At 62.7% G+C, this 21,822-nt stretch carries 24 protein-coding genes; 15 read left to right on the forward strand and 9 right to left on the reverse strand.

Features of this window, described 5'->3' with window-relative positions; translation table 11 throughout:
* Positions 1-145: 145 nt before the first annotated feature.
* Positions 146-1,309, reverse strand: a complete 1,164-nt coding sequence (locus FGK64_RS02325) for a M20 aminoacylase family protein (RefSeq protein ID WP_138862187.1) — start codon at positions 1,307-1,309, stop codon at positions 146-148.
* 223 nt (positions 1,310-1,532) lie between these two features.
* On the opposite strand from FGK64_RS02325, the gene thrS reads away from it, so the two are divergent.
* The 5 genes from thrS (at position 1,533) to FGK64_RS02350 (ending at position 6,267) form a co-directional block, all read left to right on the forward strand.
* Positions 1,533-3,527 carry a threonine--tRNA ligase gene (thrS, locus tag FGK64_RS02330; protein ID WP_138862188.1) on the forward strand — a complete coding sequence of 665 codons (1,995 nt, stop codon included), beginning with the start codon at positions 1,533-1,535 and terminating at the stop codon, positions 3,525-3,527.
* Between the two features lie 210 nt (positions 3,528-3,737).
* Complete coding sequence (locus FGK64_RS02335; protein WP_138862189.1) at positions 3,738-4,040, forward strand: BufA1 family periplasmic bufferin-type metallophore; 303 nt, start codon at positions 3,738-3,740, stop codon at positions 4,038-4,040.
* A gap of 60 nt (positions 4,041-4,100) precedes the next feature.
* Positions 4,101-4,958 carry an MNIO family bufferin maturase gene (bufB, locus tag FGK64_RS02340; protein ID WP_138862190.1) on the forward strand — a complete coding sequence of 286 codons (858 nt, stop codon included), beginning with the start codon at positions 4,101-4,103 and terminating at the stop codon, positions 4,956-4,958.
* A complete protein-coding gene (locus tag FGK64_RS02345; RefSeq protein ID WP_138862191.1) occupies positions 4,955-5,707 on the forward strand; it encodes an HvfC/BufC N-terminal domain-containing protein in 753 nt (250 codons plus the stop codon). The genes bufB and FGK64_RS02345 overlap by 4 nt, the downstream gene beginning before the upstream one ends.
* Positions 5,704-6,267, forward strand: a complete 564-nt coding sequence (locus tag FGK64_RS02350) for a DoxX family protein (RefSeq protein ID WP_138862192.1) — start codon at positions 5,704-5,706, stop codon at positions 6,265-6,267. The genes FGK64_RS02345 and FGK64_RS02350 overlap by 4 nt, the downstream gene beginning before the upstream one ends.
* A 3-nt stretch (positions 6,268-6,270) precedes the next feature.
* Here FGK64_RS02350 and FGK64_RS02355 read toward each other — a convergent pair whose 3' ends face one another.
* Positions 6,271-6,639, reverse strand: coding sequence for a hypothetical protein (locus FGK64_RS02355; protein WP_138862193.1), 369 nt, complete (start codon positions 6,637-6,639; stop codon positions 6,271-6,273).
* A gap of 39 nt (positions 6,640-6,678) precedes the next feature.
* Complete coding sequence (locus FGK64_RS02360) at positions 6,679-6,996, reverse strand: arsenate reductase family protein (protein ID WP_138862194.1); 318 nt, start codon at positions 6,994-6,996, stop codon at positions 6,679-6,681.
* A gap of 185 nt (positions 6,997-7,181) precedes the next feature.
* Between FGK64_RS02360 and FGK64_RS02365 the strand changes: the two genes are divergently transcribed.
* Positions 7,182-7,388 carry a cold-shock protein gene (locus FGK64_RS02365; protein WP_138862195.1) on the forward strand — a complete coding sequence of 69 codons (207 nt, stop codon included), beginning with the start codon at positions 7,182-7,184 and terminating at the stop codon, positions 7,386-7,388.
* A 278-nt stretch (positions 7,389-7,666) separates the two neighbouring features.
* Here the strand turns inward: FGK64_RS02365 and thyX are convergent, their stop codons facing one another.
* Complete coding sequence (gene thyX / locus FGK64_RS02370; protein WP_138862196.1) at positions 7,667-8,572, reverse strand: FAD-dependent thymidylate synthase; 906 nt, start codon at positions 8,570-8,572, stop codon at positions 7,667-7,669.
* Positions 8,573-8,761: 189 nt separating this feature from the next.
* Here thyX and FGK64_RS02375 point away from each other — a divergent pair, with 189 nt between their 5' ends.
* The 4 genes from FGK64_RS02375 to FGK64_RS02390 all read left to right on the forward strand — a co-directional run bounded on the left by FGK64_RS02375 (position 8,762) and on the right by FGK64_RS02390 (position 12,276).
* Positions 8,762-9,667, forward strand: coding sequence for a thymidylate synthase (locus FGK64_RS02375; protein ID WP_138862197.1), 906 nt, complete (start codon positions 8,762-8,764; stop codon positions 9,665-9,667).
* Positions 9,639-11,033: a ShlB/FhaC/HecB family protein gene (locus FGK64_RS02380; RefSeq protein ID WP_138862198.1), complete on the forward strand. Its 1,395-nt coding sequence runs from the start codon at positions 9,639-9,641 to the stop codon at positions 11,031-11,033. The genes FGK64_RS02375 and FGK64_RS02380 overlap by 29 nt, the downstream gene beginning before the upstream one ends.
* 71 nt (positions 11,034-11,104) lie before the next feature.
* On the forward strand, positions 11,105-11,533 hold the full coding sequence (locus FGK64_RS02385) for a VOC family protein (RefSeq protein ID WP_138862199.1): 429 nt from the start codon (positions 11,105-11,107) through the stop codon (positions 11,531-11,533).
* Positions 11,533-12,276, forward strand: coding sequence for a DUF1194 domain-containing protein (locus FGK64_RS02390; protein ID WP_138862200.1), 744 nt, complete (start codon positions 11,533-11,535; stop codon positions 12,274-12,276). The genes FGK64_RS02385 and FGK64_RS02390 overlap by 1 nt, the downstream gene beginning before the upstream one ends.
* Before the next feature lie 67 nt (positions 12,277-12,343).
* On the opposite strand, the gene FGK64_RS02395 is transcribed toward FGK64_RS02390, so the two are convergent.
* The 3 genes from FGK64_RS02395 to FGK64_RS02405 form a co-directional block, all read right to left on the reverse strand.
* On the reverse strand, positions 12,344-12,841 hold the full coding sequence (locus FGK64_RS02395; protein ID WP_425456592.1) for a MarR family winged helix-turn-helix transcriptional regulator: 498 nt from the start codon (positions 12,839-12,841) through the stop codon (positions 12,344-12,346).
* A 69-nt stretch (positions 12,842-12,910) separates the two neighbouring features.
* Entirely contained in the window at positions 12,911-13,177 is a 267-nt protein-coding gene (locus FGK64_RS02400; protein WP_138862201.1) for a succinate dehydrogenase assembly factor 2, read from the reverse strand.
* Entirely contained in the window at positions 13,174-13,575 is a 402-nt protein-coding gene (locus tag FGK64_RS02405; protein WP_138862202.1) for a helix-turn-helix domain-containing protein, read from the reverse strand. Before FGK64_RS02405 ends, FGK64_RS02400 begins: the two co-directional genes overlap by 4 nt.
* 87 nt (positions 13,576-13,662) lie before the next feature.
* Between FGK64_RS02405 and FGK64_RS02410 the strand changes: the two genes are divergently transcribed.
* The gene (locus tag FGK64_RS02410) at positions 13,663-14,865 is read left to right on the forward strand and encodes a pyridoxal phosphate-dependent aminotransferase (RefSeq protein WP_138862203.1); all 1,203 of its coding nucleotides are present in this window, start codon (positions 13,663-13,665) and stop codon (positions 14,863-14,865) included.
* Between the two features lie 74 nt (positions 14,866-14,939).
* On the opposite strand, the gene FGK64_RS02415 is transcribed toward FGK64_RS02410, so the two are convergent.
* Positions 14,940-15,380 carry a VPLPA-CTERM sorting domain-containing protein gene (locus FGK64_RS02415; RefSeq protein ID WP_138862204.1) on the reverse strand — a complete coding sequence of 147 codons (441 nt, stop codon included), beginning with the start codon at positions 15,378-15,380 and terminating at the stop codon, positions 14,940-14,942.
* A 196-nt stretch (positions 15,381-15,576) separates the two neighbouring features.
* Here FGK64_RS02415 and FGK64_RS02420 point away from each other — a divergent pair, with 196 nt between their 5' ends.
* Complete coding sequence (locus FGK64_RS02420; protein ID WP_138862205.1) at positions 15,577-15,981, forward strand: hypothetical protein; 405 nt, start codon at positions 15,577-15,579, stop codon at positions 15,979-15,981.
* Here the strand turns inward: FGK64_RS02420 and FGK64_RS02425 are convergent.
* Positions 15,978-17,330, reverse strand: coding sequence for an MATE family efflux transporter (locus FGK64_RS02425; RefSeq protein ID WP_246057651.1), 1,353 nt, complete (start codon positions 17,328-17,330; stop codon positions 15,978-15,980). The two genes, FGK64_RS02420 and FGK64_RS02425, sit on opposite strands and share 4 nt — an antisense overlap.
* A 213-nt stretch (positions 17,331-17,543) precedes the next feature.
* On the opposite strand from FGK64_RS02425, the gene FGK64_RS02430 reads away from it, so the two are divergent.
* The 3 genes from FGK64_RS02430 to parE all read left to right on the forward strand — a co-directional run bounded on the left by FGK64_RS02430 (position 17,544) and on the right by parE (position 21,786).
* The gene (locus FGK64_RS02430; RefSeq protein ID WP_138862207.1) at positions 17,544-18,839 is read left to right on the forward strand and encodes an alpha/beta hydrolase family protein; all 1,296 of its coding nucleotides are present in this window, start codon (positions 17,544-17,546) and stop codon (positions 18,837-18,839) included.
* Positions 18,840-18,842: 3 nt separating this feature from the next.
* On the forward strand, positions 18,843-19,724 hold the full coding sequence (locus FGK64_RS02435; protein ID WP_138862208.1) for an alpha/beta fold hydrolase: 882 nt from the start codon (positions 18,843-18,845) through the stop codon (positions 19,722-19,724).
* 109 nt (positions 19,725-19,833) lie between these two features.
* The gene (gene parE, locus FGK64_RS02440) at positions 19,834-21,786 is read left to right on the forward strand and encodes a DNA topoisomerase IV subunit B (protein WP_138862209.1); all 1,953 of its coding nucleotides are present in this window, start codon (positions 19,834-19,836) and stop codon (positions 21,784-21,786) included.
* The last annotated feature ends 36 nt before the right edge of the window (positions 21,787-21,822 follow it).

The raw sequence follows: 21,822 nt of genomic DNA on the forward strand, positions 1-21,822 counted from the left end.
GAAAAATGTCGCGCTGCGCGCGATGCCTCCGGCGGGGATATTTTTCGCCCAAAGAAGCGAGGGAGTCTCGCTCTTTCATTATTCCGAAAATACTCCGGGGGAGTCCCGCAGGGACGGGGGCCGAGCCCCCGACCTCCTTTAACGTTTATGCAGCCGGCATCCGCTGTTCGACGATCTCGGCCCACCAGGAACAGCCTGCGGGAATGGCGTTGTCGTCGAAGTTGTATTCGGGGTGGTGCACCATTGCCGTATCGCCGTTGCCGACAAGGATATAAGCGCCGGGGCGCTCTTCCAGCATGAAGGCGAAATCCTCGCCGCCCATGACCAAGGGCGCCTCGTCGCAGCTGCCCGACACGCTGGCGGCCACCTTGGCCGCGAATTCGGTTTCAGCCTCGGTGTTTACCATCACGGGGTAGCCGCGGATATAGCGGATGTCGGCGGTGCCGCCGAAGGTGGTGGCGATGCCGTTGCAGATTTCACCGATGCGCTGTTCGGCCAGCGCGCGCATCTCGGCGCTCATGGTGCGCACGGTGCCCTTGATCTGCACCTTCTGCGGGATCACGTTGAAGGCCTTTGAGGACGTTTCAAACGACGTCACCGACACCACGACCTGATCCACCGGATCGGCGTTGCGGCTGGCGATGGTTTGCAGCGCCAGCACCGCCTGCGACGCCAGCACCGTGGTATCAACCGTTTCATGCGGTTTCGCCGCATGGCCTCCGCGCCCTTCAAAGGTGATGTCGAACTGGTCGGTCGCCGCAAAGAAGGCGCCCGGACGGATGGCAAAGCTGCCGACCGGCATGCCCGGCCAGTTGTGCATCCCGTAAACTTCCTGGATGCCCCAGCGCTCCATCATGCCGTCTTCGCACATCTCGCGGCCGCCGCCGCCGCCTTCTTCTGCGGGCTGAAAGATCACCACCACGGTACCGTCGAAATTCCGCGTCTCGGCCAGGTATTTCGCCGCGCCCAGCAGCATCGCGGTGTGCCCGTCGTGGCCGCAGGCGTGCATCGCGTTCGGCGTTTTCGAGGCATAGTCCAGCCCCGTCGCTTCGTTGATCGGCAGCGCGTCCATGTCGGCCCGCAGCCCGATCACCTTGCCCGAGCCATTGGCCTTGCCCTTGATCACCCCCACCACGCCGGTGCGCCCGATGCCTGTCACCACTTCGTCACAGCCGAATTCGCCCAGCTTTTCGGCCACCAGCGCGCTGGTGCGGTGCGTCTCGAACAGGATTTCGGGGTTCTGGTGAATGTCGCGTCGCCATTCGGTGATTTCTGCCTGCAACTCGGCAAATCGGTTCTTTACGGGCATGATGTGATCCTTTGTCCTGACCCGTGCAGACGCGCCAATTGGCGACTCGGTCTGCCGGGATATCGGGGCGTTGATAGCGCGGATCAGGCGCCAGTGCACGAGATGCCTGCATAACGGGCAGCCTGCCCGCCTTGACAGGCCCAAAACTTGGGCGCACAAGGCCCGCACACATATACCCGCAACCGGGCGTTCAGTGGGCGCCAAACCGACGAGGAGTGCCGATATGGCCGCAGAGTCGCAAACAATCTCCCTTACCCTTCCCGATGGCAGCGCGCGTCAGTACGACGCCGGTATCACCCCCGGTGACGTTGCCGCCGATATTTCCAAATCCCTGGCGAAAAAGGCCATTTCGGCCACCGTCGATGGCAAACACTGGGATCTGCAATGGCCGATCCAGTCCGATGCCGCCATTGCCATCCATACCATGCAGGACGAGGCGCAGGCGAACGAGCTGGTGCGCCATGACCTGGCCCATATCATGGCCCGCGCCGTGCAGGAGATCTGGCCCGACACCAAGGTCACCATCGGCCCTGTGATCGACAACGGCTGGTATTATGATTTCGACCGCGCCGAGCCCTTCACCCCCGAAGATCTGGGCGCCATAGAAAAGAAGATGAAAGAGATCATCAACGCCCGTGATGCCGTGCGGACCGAGGTCTGGGATCGCGCGCGCGCCGTGAAGCACTATGCCGACAACAACGAGCTCTACAAGGTCGAGCTGATCGACGCGATTCCCGGCGATGAACCGTTGCGCATGTACTGGCATGGCGAGTGGCAGGATCTGTGCCGTGGTCCGCATTTGCAGAACACCGGGCAGGTGCCCGGCGATTCCTTCAAGCTGATGTCGATCGCGGGCGCCTATTGGCGCGGCGACAGCAGCCGCCAGATGCTGCAACGCATCTATGGCGTGGCCTTCACCAACAAGGAAAAGCTGAAGGCCCACCTGCACATGCTGGAAGAAGCCGCCAAGCGCGACCACCGCAAGCTGGGCCGCGAGATGGACCTGTTCCACATGCAGGAGGAGGCCCCCGGCCAGGTGTTCTGGCACCCGAACGGCTGGACGGTCTACACCCAGCTTCAGGATTACATGCGCCGCAAGCAGCGCGCCGGCGGCTATCGCGAAATCAACACGCCGCAGGTGGTGGACCGCAAGCTGTGGGAGGCCAGCGGCCACTGGGACAAATACCAGCACCACATGTTCCTGGTCGAGGTCGACGAATCCCGCGATGGCGAAAACGACGACGCCAGCAAGGCCAAGAACCGCGACCAAACCCGGATCAACGCCCTGAAGCCAATGAACTGCCCCTGCCATGTGCAGGTGTTCAACCAGGGCCTGAAATCCTATCGCGATCTGCCGCTGCGGCTGGCCGAATTCGGATCCTGCGCGCGGTTCGAACCCTCGGGCGCGCTGCATGGCATCATGCGGGTGCGCGGTTTCACGCAGGACGATGCGCATATCTTCTGCACCGAGGATCAGATTCAGGCCGAATGCGCCCGTTTCATCGACTTCCTGGCCGACATCTACCGCGAGCTGGGCTTCCCCGACTTTGAAATCCGCTTTGCCACGCGCCCCGAAAAGCGTGTCGGGTCGGAAGAAAGTTGGGACTATGTCGAGGGCGCGCTGGAAAACGCGATCAAGGCTGTGGGGCGCGACTATGTGCTGGAGCCGGGCGATGGCGCCTTCTATGGGCCCAAGCTCGATTTCTACCTGACCGATGCGATTGGCCGGGTCTGGCAGTGCGGCACCTTCCAGGTGGACCCGAACCTGCCCGAGCGGCTGAACGCCAGCTATATCGCCCCCAACGGCGAGAAAACCCGCCCCTTCATGCTGCACCGTGCCACGCTGGGCAGCTTTGAACGCTTCATCGGCATCCTGATCGAGGAACACGCCGGCAAGCTTCCATTCTGGCTTGCACCGCGTCAGGTGGTTGTCGCCTCGATCACCTCCGAGGCCGAGGAGTACGCCGACGAGGTTGTCGCCCAACTGACCGCTGCGGGCATCCGGGCCGAGGCCGATACGCGCAACGAAAAGATCAACTACAAGGTGCGCGAGCATTCGGTGGGCAAGGTTCCGGTGATCCTGGCCGTTGGCGCGCGCGAAGTGGAAGAGCGCACCGTCTCGGTGCGGCGCCTGGGTGAGAAACAGACCAGCGTTCAGGCGCTGGCGGATGTTACAGCCGCGCTGAAACGCGAAGCGACACCGCCGGATCTGCTGTAACAAACTGGCCTTCGGGCGTGCGTGAAAAGCGCACGCCCGAAACAAATTGAAACATTTCCGCGTTTTATGGCCCGAAACACGGGGCGCAGGCGCTAGGCTGCGTCACGGCACCTGACGCGCGCGTGACTCACAGGCTCGTGACCTGCACCCGGGCCGCGTCGCCTGTAGGATCGGGATGCACCTACCAAAACGGACACGAAGGAGGACGACATGAACACCAATGCCAAGCTGATCGCCGTTGCGGGGGCCGTTGCCGCCGCGCTGGCCGCACAGACCACGCCCGCCGCCGCGCAAGCCAAGGAAAAATGCTATGGCGTGTCGCAAGCCGGTCAGAACGACTGTGCTGCCGGGCCGGGCACGACCTGCGCGGGCACCTCGACCGTGGATTATCAGGGCAACGCCTGGACGCTGGTTGATGTCGGCACCTGCGCCGAAATCGACTTGCCCGCCATGGCCGACGGGACCGAGCGCAAGGGGTCGCTTTCCGCGCTGGAACGCGATCTGCCCGCGTAAGTGAACGGGCGGGGCCGTAACGCCCCGCCGACTTTGCCTTGCTGATGCACGGGGGCTGCCATGCGTGACACGACGCAACCCGACAACCATCTGCCGAATGCCCCCGGCGTGGGGTTCAAGGCCGGGCATTTCGATGATCTGATCGCCACGCCCGGCCCCGTACAATGGGTCGAAATCCACGCCGAGAATTACATGGGCGACGGTGGTCGCCCCTTGGCCCAGCTGCGCGCCCTGCGCAACGTGATGCCCGTTTCCCTGCACGGCGTTGGCTTGTCGATCGGTGGCGAAAGCCCGCTGGATGGCGCCCATCTGGCGCGACTGCGGCACCTGTGCGACTGGTTGAACCCGGCCAGCTTTTCCGAACATCTGGCCTGGTCCACACACGACACAGCCTTCCTGAATGATCTGCTGCCCCTGCCCTATACACCTGCCACGTTGGCCCGCGTGGCCGATCATATCGACCAGGTGCAGCAGGCGCTGGGCCGCCAGATGCTGTTGGAAAACCCGTCAAGCTATCTGGCGTTCGACGCTTCGATACTCAGCGAAACCGAATTTCTGGCCGAACTTGTCCACCGCGCGGGCTGCGGCCTGCTGCTGGACGTGAACAACGTGTTCGTGTCGGCCACCAATCTTGGGTTTTCACCGCAGGATTACATCGCCGCCTTCCCGCTGCACCACGTCGGTGAAATTCACATTGGCGGCCATGACGCGCAAGCCGATGAACACGGCGCGCCGCTGCTGATCGACAGCCACGCCGCTCCGGTGGCCGATCCGGTCTGGGCGCTGCTGGACGACGTGTTGGCCCGCACCGGCCCGCGCCCCGTGTTGGTCGAATGGGACACCGACGTGCCCGACTGGCCCGTGCTGGCGCAGGACGCCACGCGCGCGGACAGGGCGCTAGAGGCGCTGGCGTCATGAGCGCACAGGCCGATTTTGCCGGTGGCCTGCTGAACCCCGATCATCCGGCGCCCAAAGGGCTGAGCGATGGCAAGGGCCGTGCGGCCGGACGGCGCTATGACGTGTACCGCAACAACGTGACCACCTCGCTGGCCGAGGCTCTGGCGACCGGCTTTCCTGCCGTCACTCGCCTGATCGGAGAAGAAAACATGAAGGGCCTCGCGCGGATGCACCTGCGCGCCAGCCCGCCGGTCTCGCCCGTGCTGGCGCAGTATGGTGAAGGCTTCCCCAAGTTTCTTGCCTCGGTCGACGCGCTGTCACCCTACCCCTATCTGCCCGATGTTGCACGGCTGGAACTGGCGCTGCGCCGCGCCTACCACGCCGCCGACGCCAGCCCCATCGCGCCAGAGCTGTTGGCCAGCCTGCCAACCGAGCAGCTTGTCGCCGCGCAAATTGGTCTGGCTCCGGCCATCGGGATCCTTCGATCGGCGTATCCGATCCACGATATCTGGACCTATACGCTTCAAGGCGGCCCCAAGCCGGGCGCTGGCCCGCAGGATGTGCTGGTTTTACGCCGCGGGTACGACCCGCTGCCCGTGGAACTGCCCGCCGGGGGCTTTTCCTTTGTGACGACCCTACTGACTGGCCAAAGCTTTGGCGTGGCCTGCGACATGGCCGAGGCCGCGCACCCCGGCTTTGAACCGACCGACACGCTGACGCTGCTGCTGACGCATGACGCCATCACTCACATCCACGGACCCGACCGATGACCGCCCTGATCAACATGTACCTGCGCTTTGTCCACGCCCTGGACTACCGCATCGCCCCCATCCTGATGCCGACGCTCGCGCGGTTCCTGTTTGCCGCTGTTCTGGGCCTTTATTACTGGAATTCAGCGCTGACGAAGATCGGCCCAGACGGCGCGGGGCTGTTCAAACCCAGTTTCAACGCCTTTGCCCAGATGTTTCCCAAAGCTGCCGAGGCCGTCAGCTATGACGTCACGCAGGCCACGCCATTTCAACAGGCGGTGGTTCTGGCCGGAACATGGGCCGAAATCCTGCTGCCCGTTGCCATCGTGATCGGGCTGTTTACCCGCTTTGCCGCCGCCGGAATGATCGGCTTCGTCGTGGTGCAATCGCTGACCGACCTGATCGGCCATGGTGCGCTGAACGATCCCAAGGTGTTGGGCGCATGGTTCGACATGGCGTCCGACGGTGTGATTCTGGATCAGCGTGCGCTGTGGATCGTGTTGCTGCTGGTGCTGGTGTTCCGCGGCGCGGGGCCAATTTCGGCCGACCGGCTGCTGATGCGTCGGTTCAACATCTACTGACGCCTAGAAATGCGCCCGGGCTTCGTCCGGGCGACCGGCCCCCAGGGCCAGCAACCCACCCAGCCCCGCGAAGGCCAGCGGGAACATCGTGAAGACGTTGAAGCCAAAGCCGTAGTACATCAATCCGGCCGATGCCAGCATCAGGAGCCCGCCCCACAAGGCACGCGACGGTGCCATGGCCCCACCCGCAATCGCCAGCAGCGGCGCCACCACAGAGGCCAGGCGCACCCTGTCGATATGATCCACCTGTGCGGCCAACCCGTCGATTTCGCCGAACTGGTTGATGGCCACAGTGTAGCCATATCCGAAAAAGCCCACGATCATTCCGACAATGCCGGCGATCACGCCCAATACCAACGCCGCGTTTCTCATGCAGTCCTCGTGTTCGACGGCATTCACATAGGCATCAACTCAGCCCACGCCAAGAGCAGCGCGCACCTCATCGCTCCAGCCCAGGTGCATCTGGTCGCCGTTGACGATCAGGGGGCGTTTCATCACGGTAGGGTGTGACGCGATCAGCGTGGCCACATCCGCGGCACGATCTTCCTCTGACAGATTGCGCCAAGTGGTTGACCTTTTGTTCACGAGTTCGTGACCGAAATCGGCGATCGCCCTGCCCACCACTTCGGCCGGTACACCCTTGTCGCGCACATCGACAAAAGATGCTTCCGGCAAGGATTTCAGTGCCTTGCGGCAGGTATCGCAGGATTTCAACCCGTAAACTAGCATTCGCGCCCCCAAGCTTAGGCCTAATGGTTAACAATGAAATTGATGCAAAGCACACCCTTTTTCTTGATTTTTTCTTTCCCCATGCAATTCTAGGCGGAGCGTTGCGCCGAATATTGAAACGGGTCACGCTATTAAGGATCCTGCGCCAGTTTGTGTCAGGACGTTGACATAAGGAGACACGGAACATGCCAAATGGCACCGTGAAATGGTTTAATACGACAAAGGGTTACGGGTTCATTGCGCCCGAAGAAGGCGGCAAGGATGTGTTCGTGCACATCTCGGCCGTTGAGCGGTCTGGTTTGACCGGACTCGCTGACAACCAGAAGGTAGAGTACGAGCTGCAAGATGGGCGGGACGGTCGTCAAATGGCGGCCGATCTCAAGCTTAAATAACCGCACCGTCGCACCCGGTCCCGCAGCCGGGTCGCTATGGGAACAAAGAGCCTCTTGCCGGGAACTGCCTGAGGTTGGGCAGACTCATCCCATATTCACACAGTTTCACCTTGCCCCACCCGATGACGGCCGCCGTCATCGGGTTTCTTGCATCCGGCAGCCGCTGGCGCCTTGCGCAAATGCCCATTTCAAGAGGCATTCGCTTAATTTTCAAGCGCGCGTTAATTATTCACCGTATAATAAATTGAGGCTTATGTAACGCGCGCGCATTCAATTCCTCAATTTCCCAACATTCCCTGAAATTCGCGCCACTCGCGTTTAGACATTCCGCTATTTTCTTCGTCGACCGCTTCGCCTTTCAGCATTCGCTGCAGACAAGTAACCATTTGCGCGCTCATCGTAACGGCGCCCAAACGGCAGTCTTCGAACGCGCGATAGGCAAAGGGCACCCAATCGGCAACGATTTTGCACAGCGCCTCGGCGTAGACACGGATTTCGTACTGCGCGTGGGCATCTGCCCGCAGCCGCAGGAAATGGAACAGGTTGTGCAGATCAACCTTCCAGTACCACTGGGTATAGATATTCGCGGGCAGGTTCATCCGGGCCAGTTCGCGCGCAAGGCCAAGCCCCGACTCGTCGATCATCTCTTGATAGTGGTCGTAGGCGCGGGTCGAATCCGCCTTCAGCAGCTCAAGCACTCGGGCCGCAGCCTCTCCTTCCAGCGTGTCGCCGCGCCCCTGATTGTTTACAACCGACTGCGCAGCCACGTTTTCAGGTGCCGGGATATAGAATTCGCGATCCAGAATCGAATAGCGCGCGGAATATTCGTTTACGTTGGCGGTGCGGTGGCGAATCCACTGACGCGCCACGAAGACAGGCAGCTTCACGTGCAGTTTCAACTCGCACATCTCGAAGGGCGTCGAATGCCAGTGCCGCATCAGATAGCGGATCAGCCCCTCGTCGTTCTGCACGCTTTTTGTGCCCTTGCCATAGCTGACGCGCGCCGCCTGGCAGATCGCCGCATCGTCGCCCATGTAGTCAATGACCCGAACAAAGCCATGGTCCAGCACCGGCACCGCCGAATAAAGATGCTTTTCCGCCCCCGGAGCGACCACGCGCAGCGTTTGGGATGGAGTGGAACGCAACGCGTCGATTTCTGCCTGTTGGTCGGGTGTCAGCGACATGCGGCATAGCCTTCTGTGGGAATCTGATCAGATCGAAACCATATATTGAGGCAGTCGCGCTGTGAACCCCCATATCGTGGTCACACTCTTGCCACGCGGTTCAACTTCAACGTGCTTTGACGTTGACTTTTAGCACCCTAACAGGGACTTTATCGGGAAAAGACCTGATTTAAAACAAGGTTGAGGCAGATGAAGCGGTTTTGGCTAGGACTTGCGGCAACGGCCGCTTTGTCGGCGTGCAGTGGCGGCAACCCGTTCACCACGGACACAGACACGGAAGTACCCGAAAGCGGGATTCCCGAGGCGATTGCCGGCGACCTGTCAGGAATCTCTTACGATCCGGTGGCACAAACCTTGACGGTACGCGGTATCTCTCTGGATGAGACCCCGTTCGAGGCCACCTATCGCCGCCGCCCCGGTATGGATCGTGGCGGGTACGAGGCCTACACCGCGCAGGACAGTTCGCTTGATCGCCATACAACCGCCTATGTCCGCGATATCAACGGCACCCGCGCCGCCGTCGTGGTAACCGGCGGGCAGTTCGAACATTACTTTGGCGGCGCCGTTTATGGCCGCAATGGCGCCTTCGATCCGCCGCCGGTGCAGCCGACACAGAACAACGGGCTGGTCAGCTATGCCGGCAACTACATCGGCCTGTTGAACGGCCCCGGAGATGGCGGCGATCTGTTGCCCGTGTCGCCCGGCACGCCCGGATCGGTCTTGCCGGTGGAAGCCGGCGAAGTGACAGGCCGCGTGCTGATCAACGCCGATTTCACCGACAATGTCGTCAATGGCGTGGTCTTCGAACGGTCCTACGTGGATGCGCCCGGGCTTGTTATGAACGACCTGGCCCTGAAGCCTACAAGTATCGACCCCGAGCTTGGTACCTTCAGCGGCGAGGTCACGATCAACCTGCAGAACCGGGGGACCTATGGCGGTATCTTCGGTGGCGCAGACAGCGATGCCGTGGCTGGTGGGCTGTTCGCATCGGATCACATCGACAACGTCCAGAACGAAGAAGAATTCGGCATATTCGTGCTGCCCCGCTGTGGCACGCCGGGCCAAGATGCTTTGTGTAACCAGCCGAACCCGTAAGCGGCTGGCCGGCGCGGCCCTTGCGCTGGCGCTGGCCGCCTCTCCTGCTGCGCGCGCCCAGGACGATCTGGCGCTGACCCTGCCACAGGCGCGGGCGCTGGCCGTTCATGCGCTGAATACGGGCGATGCGCCACTTGCGCTGCGCCTCACGGGCGGGCTTTTGCAGGCCAATTCTGACGACATGACCGCGCATTATCTGCGCGCCGCCGCCTATGCCCGCATGAACCGCCCCCACGAGGGGCGGCGGTCTGCCGCGCGGGCCTACAGACACGCCAAGACCCGCGAGGACAAGCTGCGCAGTTCGCAACTGGCCGCGCAACTGGCCTATGCCGAAGATCGGCCATCGCTTGCCCAGATCTGGCTGCGGCGCAGCGCGATCCATACGGCGACGCAGCACGAACAGGATTTGCTGGCGCGCGATTATCGCATCCTGCGCCAGCGCAATCCCTGGAGCTTTTCGCTGCGCGGCGAAATACGGCCCTCGAACAACGTCAACAACGGCGCGGACTCCGCGCGGAATATTATCGATGGAATACCCGATTTCGGGTTTCTCCCGGCTGCCGCACAGGCGCTTTCAGGCAAAATTGGCACCGTGGACGCTGTGGCCGGGTATCGCCTGCGCCAGTCCGACACCAGCCAGACCACGCTGTCGGGACGGCTGTATATCCAGCGTGTCAGCCTGTCGTCAGCCTCGCAGGCGCGCGTACCGCAACTGACGAATTCCGATTTCGGGTCCACCTATGCCGAGGCATCGTTGGAACACCGTTTCAAGGCCGGCGGCGGCGCGGCCGGCGTGCAGTTCAGCCTTGGCGAAAGCTGGTACGGCGGTGACCGTAATTTCCGGCTGGCCCGCTTGGGCGGAGACCGGTTCTGGCGGGTGGGCGAAAGCAGCCAGCTTATCGTCAACGGGTTCGCCGAAACCCGCTTTGCGGCGCGCACCCTGACGAACGATGGGACCAGCTTTGGAATGGGGGCGACGTACCGTCACAAACTGGGTACGGGGGATACGCTGTCCCTGTCGCTGCAACTTCGCGACACAGAGGCGACCGCCCCGAACGGCACGTTTCAAACGGCCTCGCTGCGCGCGGGGTATGATTTCGGACGTGCTTTCGGGCCGATGCGGATCAGCACCGCGCTGCAGGTCGGGCAGACAGAATATGACGCTTACCGGGCCAGCCTGTTCATTCCTGCCACTGCGCGATCGGACACTTCCGTGACCGGCGATGTCACGCTGTTTTTCGAAGACTACGACTATGCAGGGTTCGCCCCCACGGTACGCATCAGCGCAGGGCGCAGGAGTTCGAATTTCTCGATGTTCTCCTCCAGCGAATTTTCCGTCTCGCTTGGCATCCGTTCGAAGTTCTGAAAGCGGCGCCTCGCGGATTGGACCCGGGCGCGCATCACGCTAGTGTCAGCGCAAACACAGGAGAACGACACATGCCGCTGACATATCTGCACACTATGGTCCGGGTGAAGGACCTTGAGAAATCCATGGCTTTTTACGAGCTGCTGGGCCTGCGCGAAACCCGACGCCACGAAAGCGAGGAAGGCCGGTTCACGCTGGTGTTCATGGCGCCCGAGGATCAGCCGGAATGCCCCGTCGAGCTGACCTATAACTGGGATGGTGACGATGCGCTGCCGGATGACAGCCGCCATTTCGGGCATCTCGCATATGGCGTGGATAATATCTACGACACCTGCCAGTTCCTGATGGACAACGGCGTGACGATCAACCGCCCCCCGCGCGACGGGCGCATGGCCTTTGTGCGTTCGCCCGACAATGTTTCGGTCGAGTTGCTGCAGAACGGTGACTCGCTGCCCAAAGCCGAGCCCTGGGCCTCGATGGGCAATACCGGACACTGGTGATGCGTTTGGCGGCCGCGCTACTGTGTGCGCTGCTGGCAGGACCAGCGGCGGCGCAGTGCCGGCTGGCCCTTGCACTGGCCTTGGATGTGTCATCCTCGGTCGATGCGACCGAAGATGCGCTGCAAAGGCGCGGCCTTGCCGCCGCGCTGATCTCGCCCGAAGTCGAGGCCGCAATCTTTGCCAGCGATCAGCCCGTGGCGCTTGCGGCTTATGAATGGAGCGGACGCTACAATCAGGAAATGCTGCTGGACTGGCGCCTGATCGAAACACGCGCCGATCTGCTCGATGTCGCCGCGATCCTTGGTCGTTCCAGCCGCAGCCACACCGAATTCCCAACTGCCATGGGATATGCGCTAGGATTTGGCGCCGGACTGCTGGAGCGCGCCCCGCCCTGCCTGTTCAAAACGCTCGATATGGCCGGAGACGGCGAAAACAATGAAGGTTTCCGCCCAGAGCAGGCCTATGCCGAATTTCCCTTCGCCGATGTTACCGTGAATGGGCTTGTGGTGAATGCCGGCGATTTCGAGGCCGAAGTTACCCTGATCGAATTCTACCGCTCCGAGGTACTGCACGGGCCCGGTGCTTTTCTGGAAATCGCGCAGGGATTTCAGGATTACGAACGCGCGATGCGGCGCAAGCTGGAACGCGAATTGCAGCCGCGCGCCGTTGGTGCCCTGCCCCTCTCGCATGGCGATACGCCTCGCCAAGCCTGGCTGAACGCAGCACGTAGTTACCCGGGTTAGGGCGATGACGCTGAAGCTCGCGCATGGCCGTTGAATGCAGAGGCCCCTGCCCAGCCTCGACCCGTGTTCAGTAGATATAGCGTATCTGATCCGTCCAATAGCGTTCGACCCGGCGCAGGGCGCGGGTGATATCATCGATCCCTTCAACGCCAATCACACCGCGATCCACCAGCCCTTCTGCGTGGCGCTGGAACAGCCCCGTCACGATATCGCGAATCTCGCGCCCGCGTGAGGTCAGCCGGACGCGCACCGAACGCCTGTCGATTTCACAGCGCTGGTGGTGCATGTAGCCCATTTCGACGAGTTTCTTGAGGTTATAGCTGACGTTGCTGCCCTGATAGTAGCCACGGCTTTTCAGTTCGCCTGCCGTCACCTCGTTGTCGCCGATATTGAACAGCAACAGCGCCTGCACCGCGTTGATTTCCAACACGCCGACCCGTTCGAATTCGTCCTTGATCACGTCCAGCAACAGCCGGTGCAACCGTTCGACAAGGGCCAGCGCCTCAAGATAGCTCGACATGAACCCCTTGGGGGGTGCCGGGCTTGTCTGCATTTCCATACTCATCCGTTTCTCCGTCACGAAATGCTCGGACGCAGCTTTGACCGGAAAAGCCGAAAAATCGGTTAAGTCAATTTATGTCTGTTTCTGAAATGTCCGGGAAACGGCGTTTATCAGCGCCGCATGGTGATCGGGTGCGGCACTTCGCCCTGTCACCCATTGGTAGAGATCCTGATCGTTCTCATCCAGCAGCGCCTCGTAACCATCAAGGTCATCGGCGCTCATCCCGGCAAGGTTTTCCTGAGCAAAAGCGCTTAAAATCAGGTCCATTTCGCGAATGCCACGCCGCATCGACCGCATGTGCAACCGCTTCAGCCGGATATCGCGCGGCTCGGGCGTCATTCAGCAGCCTCTTGCGCCTGAACCAGGGTGCGAAGCCGCTTTTCCAGCCGGGCAGCCCGTTCGCTGGTGGCCCGCATGGCGGCGCGAATCTCGCGCAGTTCGGCCAGAATCCCCGCGATATCGCCCGAGTCGTCGCCCTCGGCCGGGGCCGGCGTGCCTTCGCCTTCGCCCGTCAGCAGCCAGATGATCGAGACATTCAGCAGCCCCGCCATCATCGACAGCTTGTTGGCACGCGGCTCGGAAAGATCGTCTTCCCACCCGGTCAACGTGGTGGTTTTCACGCCCAGCCGACGCGCCATTTGCGCCTGTGTCATACCGGCAGCTTCGCGGGCCCCTGCCAGACGGTCGCCGAATGTTGCTGTGTCGGGCCCGTACCAGTCTGTCGAGTTGTCCGTCATCTGTCGTTCTCCATAATCCGTTGCGACTTGATCGCTGTTGGCCGCCACCCTATGACAGACGCGCCTGACATTCAAACCGAGGCCAAAATGAGTTTCCTTTCCGACACGCTGGCACGTGTCAAACCCTCGCCCACCATTGCCGTCACCACCATGGCTGCCGAACTGAAGGCCGCCGGCCGCGATGTGATCGGCCTAGGCGCGGGCGAGCCCGATTTTGACACCCCCGAGAACATCAAGCAGGCGGGCATCGCCGCGATCAACGCGGGCAAGACGAAATATACCGCCCCCGATGGCATCCCCGAGCTGAAGCAGGCGATCTGCGACAAATTCGCGCGTGAGAACGGGCTGACCTATACGCCGAAGCAGATCAGCGTCGGGTCGGGTGGCAAGCAGAACCTGTACAACGCGCTGGTCGCGACGTTGAACCCGGGCGACGAGGTGATCATCCCCGCGCCCTATTGGGTCAGCTATCCCGACATGGTGCTGCTGGCAGGCGGCACGCCGGTGGCGATCGAGGCGACGCTTGAAAACAGCTTCAAGATCACCGCCGAACAGCTTGAGGCCGCGATCACGCCCAAAACCAAGTGGTTCATTTTCAACTCGCCGTCGAACCCGACGGGCGCGGGGTACTCGCGCGATCAACTGAAGGCGCTGACCGATGTGTTGATGCGCCATCCGCACGTCTGGGTGATGACCGACGATATGTATGAACACCTGGCCTACGACGGGTTCGAATTCTGCACGCCCGCGCAGGTGGAACCGGGGCTGTATGACCGCACGCTGACCTGCAACGGCGTGTCCAAGGCCTATGCCATGACCGGCTGGCGCATCGGCTATGCCGCCGGGCCCGAAAAGGTGATCGCGGCGATGCGCAAGGTGCAATCGCAGTCCACCTCGAACCCCTGCACCATCAGCCAGTGGGCCGCGGTCGAGGCGCTGAACGGCACGCAGGAGTTTCTGGCGCCCAATAACGCCACCTTCAAGCGCCGCCGCGATCTGGTGGTGAAAGCGCTGAACGCGATCGACGGCATCACCTGCCCGGTGCCCGAAGGCGCGTTCTATGTCTACCCCTCGATTGCCGGGCTGATCGGCAAGACGACGGCCAAGGGCGTGAAGATCGAGAATGACGAGGTCTTCGCCACCGCGCTGCTGGAAGATACCGGCGTCGCCGTGGTGTTCGGCGCGGCGTTCGGGCTCTCTCCCAACTTCCGCGTCAGCTATGCCACGTCGGATGAAAACCTGACCGAAGCCTGCAAGCGCATCACCGAATTCTGCGCGGCGCTGGCGTAACGCGAGCGACACCACATGAAAAAGGCCCGCGCCGAACCCCGGCTGCGGGCCTTTTTGCCAGCGGACCAGCTTTATCAGCCGCGCTTATTCCGCCTGGCTGCCACAAGGGCGCCAACGCCGCCCAGAAGCAAAAGGCCAGACGCCGGCAAGGGCACCTGCGCCGACAGATTGCGCACCTCATAGGTATAGTCTTGATCGTCGGAGATTGCCCGTGCGGCAGCTAGGGTCGAATCCTGAAAAATCCAGATGCTGTCAGGACTGCTGGTCAGCCCAGCAATCGATTTCACACGCGTCAAGACCGTCAAGGAGTAACCACTCAACGTACGTTGTGGCCCGGAAAAGCTCAGCAGTTCATCGAGACTGAACAATTGATTGTTGTCATTGTCCTGGTAGGTCAATGAAAAATTGTCGATCGATGCGACCTGCGAGGTGGCCGTGAGCTCATAGACCGTTGCCGCCGACGCCGTTGATGCCGCGAATAGCCCCGCAGCCAATACACAAAGTCCAAGTTTCATTCTTCCCCCTTAAATGTTTGGTATTATCGTTCAAAAGGTGAAGGGATATGCATCGCCTGTCAAGGAAACCGCGATGCGCCTTCAGCAGTGTCGGTACGGCCAGATGGCTCTTGCTGCGCCTCTGGTCTCGTGCGGAAAGGGCTGGTACGTCTTGGCCGTGCGCCAAACCCACTGCGCCGGGCAAAAGCGAGGTTCCATGTCAGCAGACCTTCCCGAGTATTACTTTCGCGTCCGTGAAAACGGCGCCGTTGTGTTTCGCATCGACACGGAAAACCGCCAGCGCCGGATCGAGATGGACCAGATCGCCGTGATCAACATCCGCAACGGCGAGGTGAAGCCGCATGGCGACCGGGCGCTTACCGCCGCCGACACGGCCGAGATCGAGGCCTGGATGGAGGCGCGCCACGCCACGCTGGCCGCGCGCGATATCGACGATATCTTTCGCGCCATCGACCACATGAACCTGACGACGCAATGGGCGCAGTCCCGCGCCAGCGACGACCAGCTTGAGGCGGTGACCGATACGCTGCTGATGGCGATGCACGATCTGCGCACGGTGCTGGTGCGCAAGAAAGCGGACCGTCTGACGGGGCGCGACTAGGCCGCCACCGCGACCGGGCGGACCACGTTGCGCCGCCAGAAGCGCAGCATCAAGAAGACGCCCGCGCAGGCCAGCCCCGCGACCAGCCCCAGCCAGACGCCCACTCCGCCCCATCCCAGCACGAAACCCAGCACGTAACAGGCCGGAATCCCGATGGCCCAATAGGCGACGACGGCGACGAACATCGGCACGGTGGTGTCCTGCACCCCGCGCAGCAAACCCAGCGCCACCGCCTGCGCGCCATCGACCAGTTGAAACAACGCGGCCAGCGCCAGAAGCGTGGTGCCGATGGCAAGGATCGCGCCGCGCTGCGGGTCGTCGCCATCCATAAAGACGGAAATCAGCGGCTCGGGCACGGTGATGAAGGCGACGCTGGTCAGCGCGGCAAAGGCCAGCGACAACAGCGACACCATCGCCGCCCCGCGCGCCAGATGCGCCCGGTCGCCCCGCCCCAACGCATTGCCCGCGCGGATGGTGGCCACGTTGCCCAGCCCCATGTGAATCATGAACGTCCCGCTGGCGATGGTGATGACGATGCCATGCGCGGCCAGCGGCACGGTACCCAGCCAGCCCATCATGATCGCAGACATGGCGAACAGGCTGATCTCGGCCACGGTGGTCAGCCCGATTGGCACGCCAAGGCGGAACACCCGCGCCATCATCTCGGGCTCGGGGCGCCAGAGGCGGCGGAACAGGTCGTGTTCGGGCAGCACCCGCAGCACATAAATCACCACCGCCACCAGCGCGACCGTCTGGGTGCAGACCGAGGCAATGGCCGCACCCTGCAAGCCAAGCTCGGGCGCGCCCCAATTGCCGAAGATCAGCGCGTAGTTTGCCAGCGCGTTGGTGATCGCGGCCAGCACCGTGATCCACAGCACCACCTGCGTGCGCTCCTGCGCGGCGAGGTAGGATTTCAGCACCATCACCAGCAGCGCCGGGATCAGCCCCAGCCCGGCCACACGCAGGTAGCGCGCCGCGTCATCCGCCACGCTTTCGACCTGCCCCAGCAGGCCAAGGATCGGCGCAGACCACCACATCAGCGGCATGATGATCAGCGCGTACAGCACGCTCAGCCACAGCCCCATGCGCGTGCTGCGCCGCACCGCGCGGTCGTCGCCCAGCGCCAGACCATGCGCCACCAGCGGCATCACCGCCATGGCAAAGCCCGAGCCGAGCATGAAAAACACGAAGAAATAGCTGTGCGCCAGCGTGATCCCCGCCAGCGCGTCCACCCCGTACCAGCCCAGCATCACGGTGTCCGTCAGCCCAATCGCAAACTGCGCCAGATGCCCGCCAATCAGCGGCAGCCCCAGCACAAGGATCGCCCTTGCGTGGCCCGTATGCGTCATCAAACTGCTCATTTTCCGAGCAGTAGGAGGAAGCCTGCCTCCGGGCAAGAGGCTTTGACCGGCGCTGGGCTGAATGGCGCGCGCAGGTGGTTGTGCGGAAATACAAGGCTCGTAGCGGCAAAGTTAACGCAACGCACAACGGTTAATCAAAACTGGCAAAACCGCCGCCCCCGGGGTTAGGGTGGCCCTATCATTCAGGAGGAGACCCGCATCATGCGTCCGACCGCAACCGCTCTTGCCCTGGGGCTTGGGCTGACCGCCGCTGCCCAACCCACGCTTGCCGAAAACCGGATCGACCGTATCCGCCCCGATGCGCCTGCGTTGGCCCATTACGGCGCATGGCCCATCGGCGTGCGCACGATGCAGTTCACCCATGCCGACCAGATCGACATTCTGAACACCACCGCCGACAGCGAACCGCGCTATGACCGCGAGCTGACGGTCGAGGTCTGGTATCCGGCGGCCGAGGGCACCGAGCAAGGCGGCACATATACCGCTTTCTTGCGGGACGGCGTGCAAGAAGTCACCTTGCACGGCCGCGCCGCACGCGATGCGGAACCGACCACGGGCGAAACCTTCCCGCTGATCGTGATCAGCCACGGCTATCCGGGCAACCGGTTCCTGATGTCGCACCTGGGCGAGAACCTCGCCTCGAAGGGCTATGTCACCGTGTCGGTCGATCACCGCGACAGCACCTATTCGGATCAGGGCGCGTTTGGGTCGACCCTGCTGAACCGCCCGCTGGACCAGCGCTTCGTGATCGACCAGATGGCCGCGCTGGACGGCCCGCTGGGCGCGATTGTCGACGCCGACACCACCGGCGTCATCGGCTATTCGATGGGCGGCTACGGCGCGCTGATCTTTGGCGGCGCGGGTGTCACGCTGGCCAGCACCGGATACGCCTGGGGCACGCCCAACGGGCTGCTGGAGCGTCACCTTGCCGGTTCGGACACCCTGGCCGAGCTGGTGGACGACCGGGTCAAGGCGATCATCTCGATCGGGCCCTGGGGCATGAACACCGGTTTCTGGGATGCCGAAGGGCTGGCTGGCTTTGAAAAGCCACTGATGCTGATGGCAGGCAGCGTGGATGACGTGTCGAAATATGATGCGATCCGGGGCATTTTCGCGGGCACCAAGAACACGCGCCGCCACCTGCTGACGTTCAACGGAGCGAACCACAACGCCGCCGCGCCGATGCCCGCGCCCGAGGAAAGCTGGGCGCCCTCGCCCTCGCTGGATTTCACGCCCTTCGAACATTACGCCGATGCGGTCTGGGACACCAACCGCATGAACAACATCGCACAGCATTTCGCCACCGCCTTCATGGGGCTGCACCTGAAGGGCGAAACCGCAATGTCCGACTATCTTGACCTGATCGAAAACGCCGAGGATGGCGTCGTCGCCCAGGATGACGCGGGCAAGGAAACCGCCGAGCATACGCAATGGTCGGGCTTCCCTGCGCGAAGCGCCAAGGGTCTGCGGTTCGAAACACTCGACAAAGGCCAGTAACCCATGCGCGAGGAAACGGTGCGCCTGAACGGCCAGCCATTTCACCTGCGCCGCTGGGGGGATGACAGCCTGCCCGTGCTGCTGATGCTGCACGGGTTTCCCGAATACGGCGGCGCCTGGGGTGATCTGGCCACGCGACTGGCGCACCGGTTTCACTGTGTCGCGCCGGATCAGCGCGGCTATGGCCAAAGCTGGGCGCCCGAGGACGTGGAAAACTATGGCGCGGCACAGCTGACCGGCGACATGGCGGCGCTGATCGACCACCTTGGCCGCGGCCCGGTGCATGTGATGGGCCACGACTGGGGCGCAGCGGTGGCCTATGGTCTGGCGATGTTCCGCCCCGATCTGGTGCAGCGACTGATCATTGCCAACGGCGTGCATCCGGTGCCGTTCCAGCGGGCCTTGGCCAAGGGCGGCGCGCAATGCGAAGCCTCGCAATACATCCGCTTCCTGCGGCGGCCCGACTCGCACGACATCCTGGCCGAGAACGACTTTGACAAGATGATGGCGCTGTTTTCGGCCAAGATGGATCTGTCATGGCTGGCAGGCGATCTGGCCCGCACCTACAAGGACGAATGGGCGCGCGGCGGGCGGCTGAAGACCATGATCCACTGGTATCGTGCCTCGCCGTTGATTGTGGGCGAACCGGGCGTGGTGCTGGACGATCTGCCGCCCCTGCCGCTGGACAAGTTGCATGTGCGCTGTCCGCACCTGCTGATCTGGGGCGACGGCGATACCGCGTTGTTGCCGGAAACCACCGAGGGGCTGGAGGAATTCGCCGCCGACCTGACCCGCGTCGACATTCCCGGCGCCGATCACTGGCTGATCCACCAGCAGCCCGACGCGGTGGCCCGCGCCGTGCTGGACTGGCTGCCCGATCGCTGACCAGCCCCCTGCCCCGGTGACCTTTGTGTAACCCTGCAGCCCGCCACGCTCTTCCCCCCGCTGGCGGGCTCTGCCATACTGGCCTCCAATCAACAAACAGAGCAGCGGCATGAACGATCTCCTCAGCACGGCGCCTTCGAAAGAATATGATGCGTCCTCGATCCAGGTGCTCGAGGATATGGAGCACGTCCGCCTGCGCCCCGGCATGTATATCGGTGGCAAGGACGATCGCGCCCTGCACCATATGGTGGCCGAGATCATCGACAACTCGATGGACGAAGCCGTCGCCGGACACGCAACGTGGATCGAGGTTGAACTGCACGAAAACGGCCATGTCTCGGTGCGCGACAACGGGCGCGGCATTCCGATCGGGATGCACCCCAAGGACCCGACGAAATCGGCGCTGGAAATCATCTTCTGCACCCTGAACGCGGGCGGCAAATTCTCGGGCGACAGTTATGAAACCTCGGGCGGGTTGCACGGTGTCGGCTCTTCGGTGGTGAACGCCCTGTCTGACCACCTGCGCGTCGAGGTGGCCCAGAACCGCGAACTCTATGCGATGGAGTTTTCGCGCGGTGTCCCCCAGACCAAGCTGGAAAAGATCGGCGCGGCCCCCAACCGGCGCGGCACTTCCGTCACCTTCCACCCCGACCCCGAAATTTTCGGATCGCTGCAACTGAAACCGCACCGCCTGTTCAAGATGGCGCGGTCCAAGGCCTACCTGTTCTCGGGGGTGGAAATCCGCTGGAAATCCGCGATCCCCGATGGCGACACGCCGTTGGAGGCGAAATTCCACTTCCCCGGCGGGTTGGCGGATTACCTGTCGGAAACGCTGGGCCAGGCGTCTACCTATGCCGACTCTCCTTTCGCCGGGACCGTGTCGTTCGAGAAATTCAATGCGCCAGGCAAGGTGGAATGGGCAATCAACTGGACCCCTTCGCGCGACGGGTTCATCCAGTCCTACTGCAACACCGTCCCCACACCCGAGGGCGGCACGCACGAGGCCGGGTTCTGGGCCGCCATCCTGAAAGGCATCAAGGCCTATGGCGAATTGGTCAGCAACAAGAAGGCCGCCACCATCACGCGCGAGGATCTGACCACTGGCGCGGGCGCGCTGGTGTCGTGTTTCATCCGCGAACCGGAATTCGTGGGCCAGACCAAGGACCGCCTTGCCACGACCGAGGCGCAGCGCATGGTCGAAAACTCGGTCCGCGACCATTTCGACAACTGGCTGGCGGCGGATACGAAATCGGCCGGCGCGATCCTCGACTTCCTCGTGCTGCGGGCCGAAGAACGGCTGCGCCGCCGGCAGGAAAAAGAAACCGCGCGCAAGTCGGCGACAAAAAAGCTGCGCCTGCCGGGCAAGCTGGTGGATTGTTCCGCCACCAATCGCGACGGGACCGAGCTGTTCATCGTCGAGGGCGACTCGGCCGGCGGCTCGGCCAAGATGGCGCGCGACCGCAAGACCCAGGCGCTGCTGCCCCTGCGCGGCAAAATCCTGAACGTGCTGGGCGCCGCCAGTTCGAAACTCGGCTCGAACGCCGAGATTTCGGATCTGACGCAGGCGCTGGGCGTTGGGCTGGGCAGCAAGTTCAATATCGACGATCTCCGCTATGACAAGATCATCATCATGACCGACGCAGATGTGGATGGCGCGCATATCGCGTCGCTGCTGATGACGTTCTTCTTTACCCAGATGCGCCCGATGATCGACGCGGGCCACCTGTACCTCGCCTGCCCCCCCCTGTTTCGCCTGACCCAAGGCGCGCGCCGCGTCTATTGCGTGGACGAGGCAGAGCGTGACCGCTGGATGGAAAAGGGCTTGGGCGGCAAGGGCAAGATCGACGTGAGCCGGTTCAAGGGCCTGGGCGAGATGGACGCGAAGGACCTGAAGGAAACCACGATGGATCCCAAATCGCGCAAGCTGATCCGGGTGACGATCGACGAGGATGAACCCGGCGAAACCGGCGACCTGGTGGAGCGGCTGATGGGCAAGAAACCCGAACTGCGGTTCCAGTACATTCAGGAAAACGCCCGCTTCGTGGAAGAGCTGGACGTGTAACGAAAAACGCGGGGCACCAGACCCCGCGTTCTCTAT

Origin of the sequence: Arenibacterium halophilum, from assembly GCF_005938225.1 — a bacterium.
In the GTDB taxonomy this organism is placed as follows: domain Bacteria; phylum Pseudomonadota; class Alphaproteobacteria; order Rhodobacterales; family Rhodobacteraceae; genus Arenibacterium; species Arenibacterium halophilum.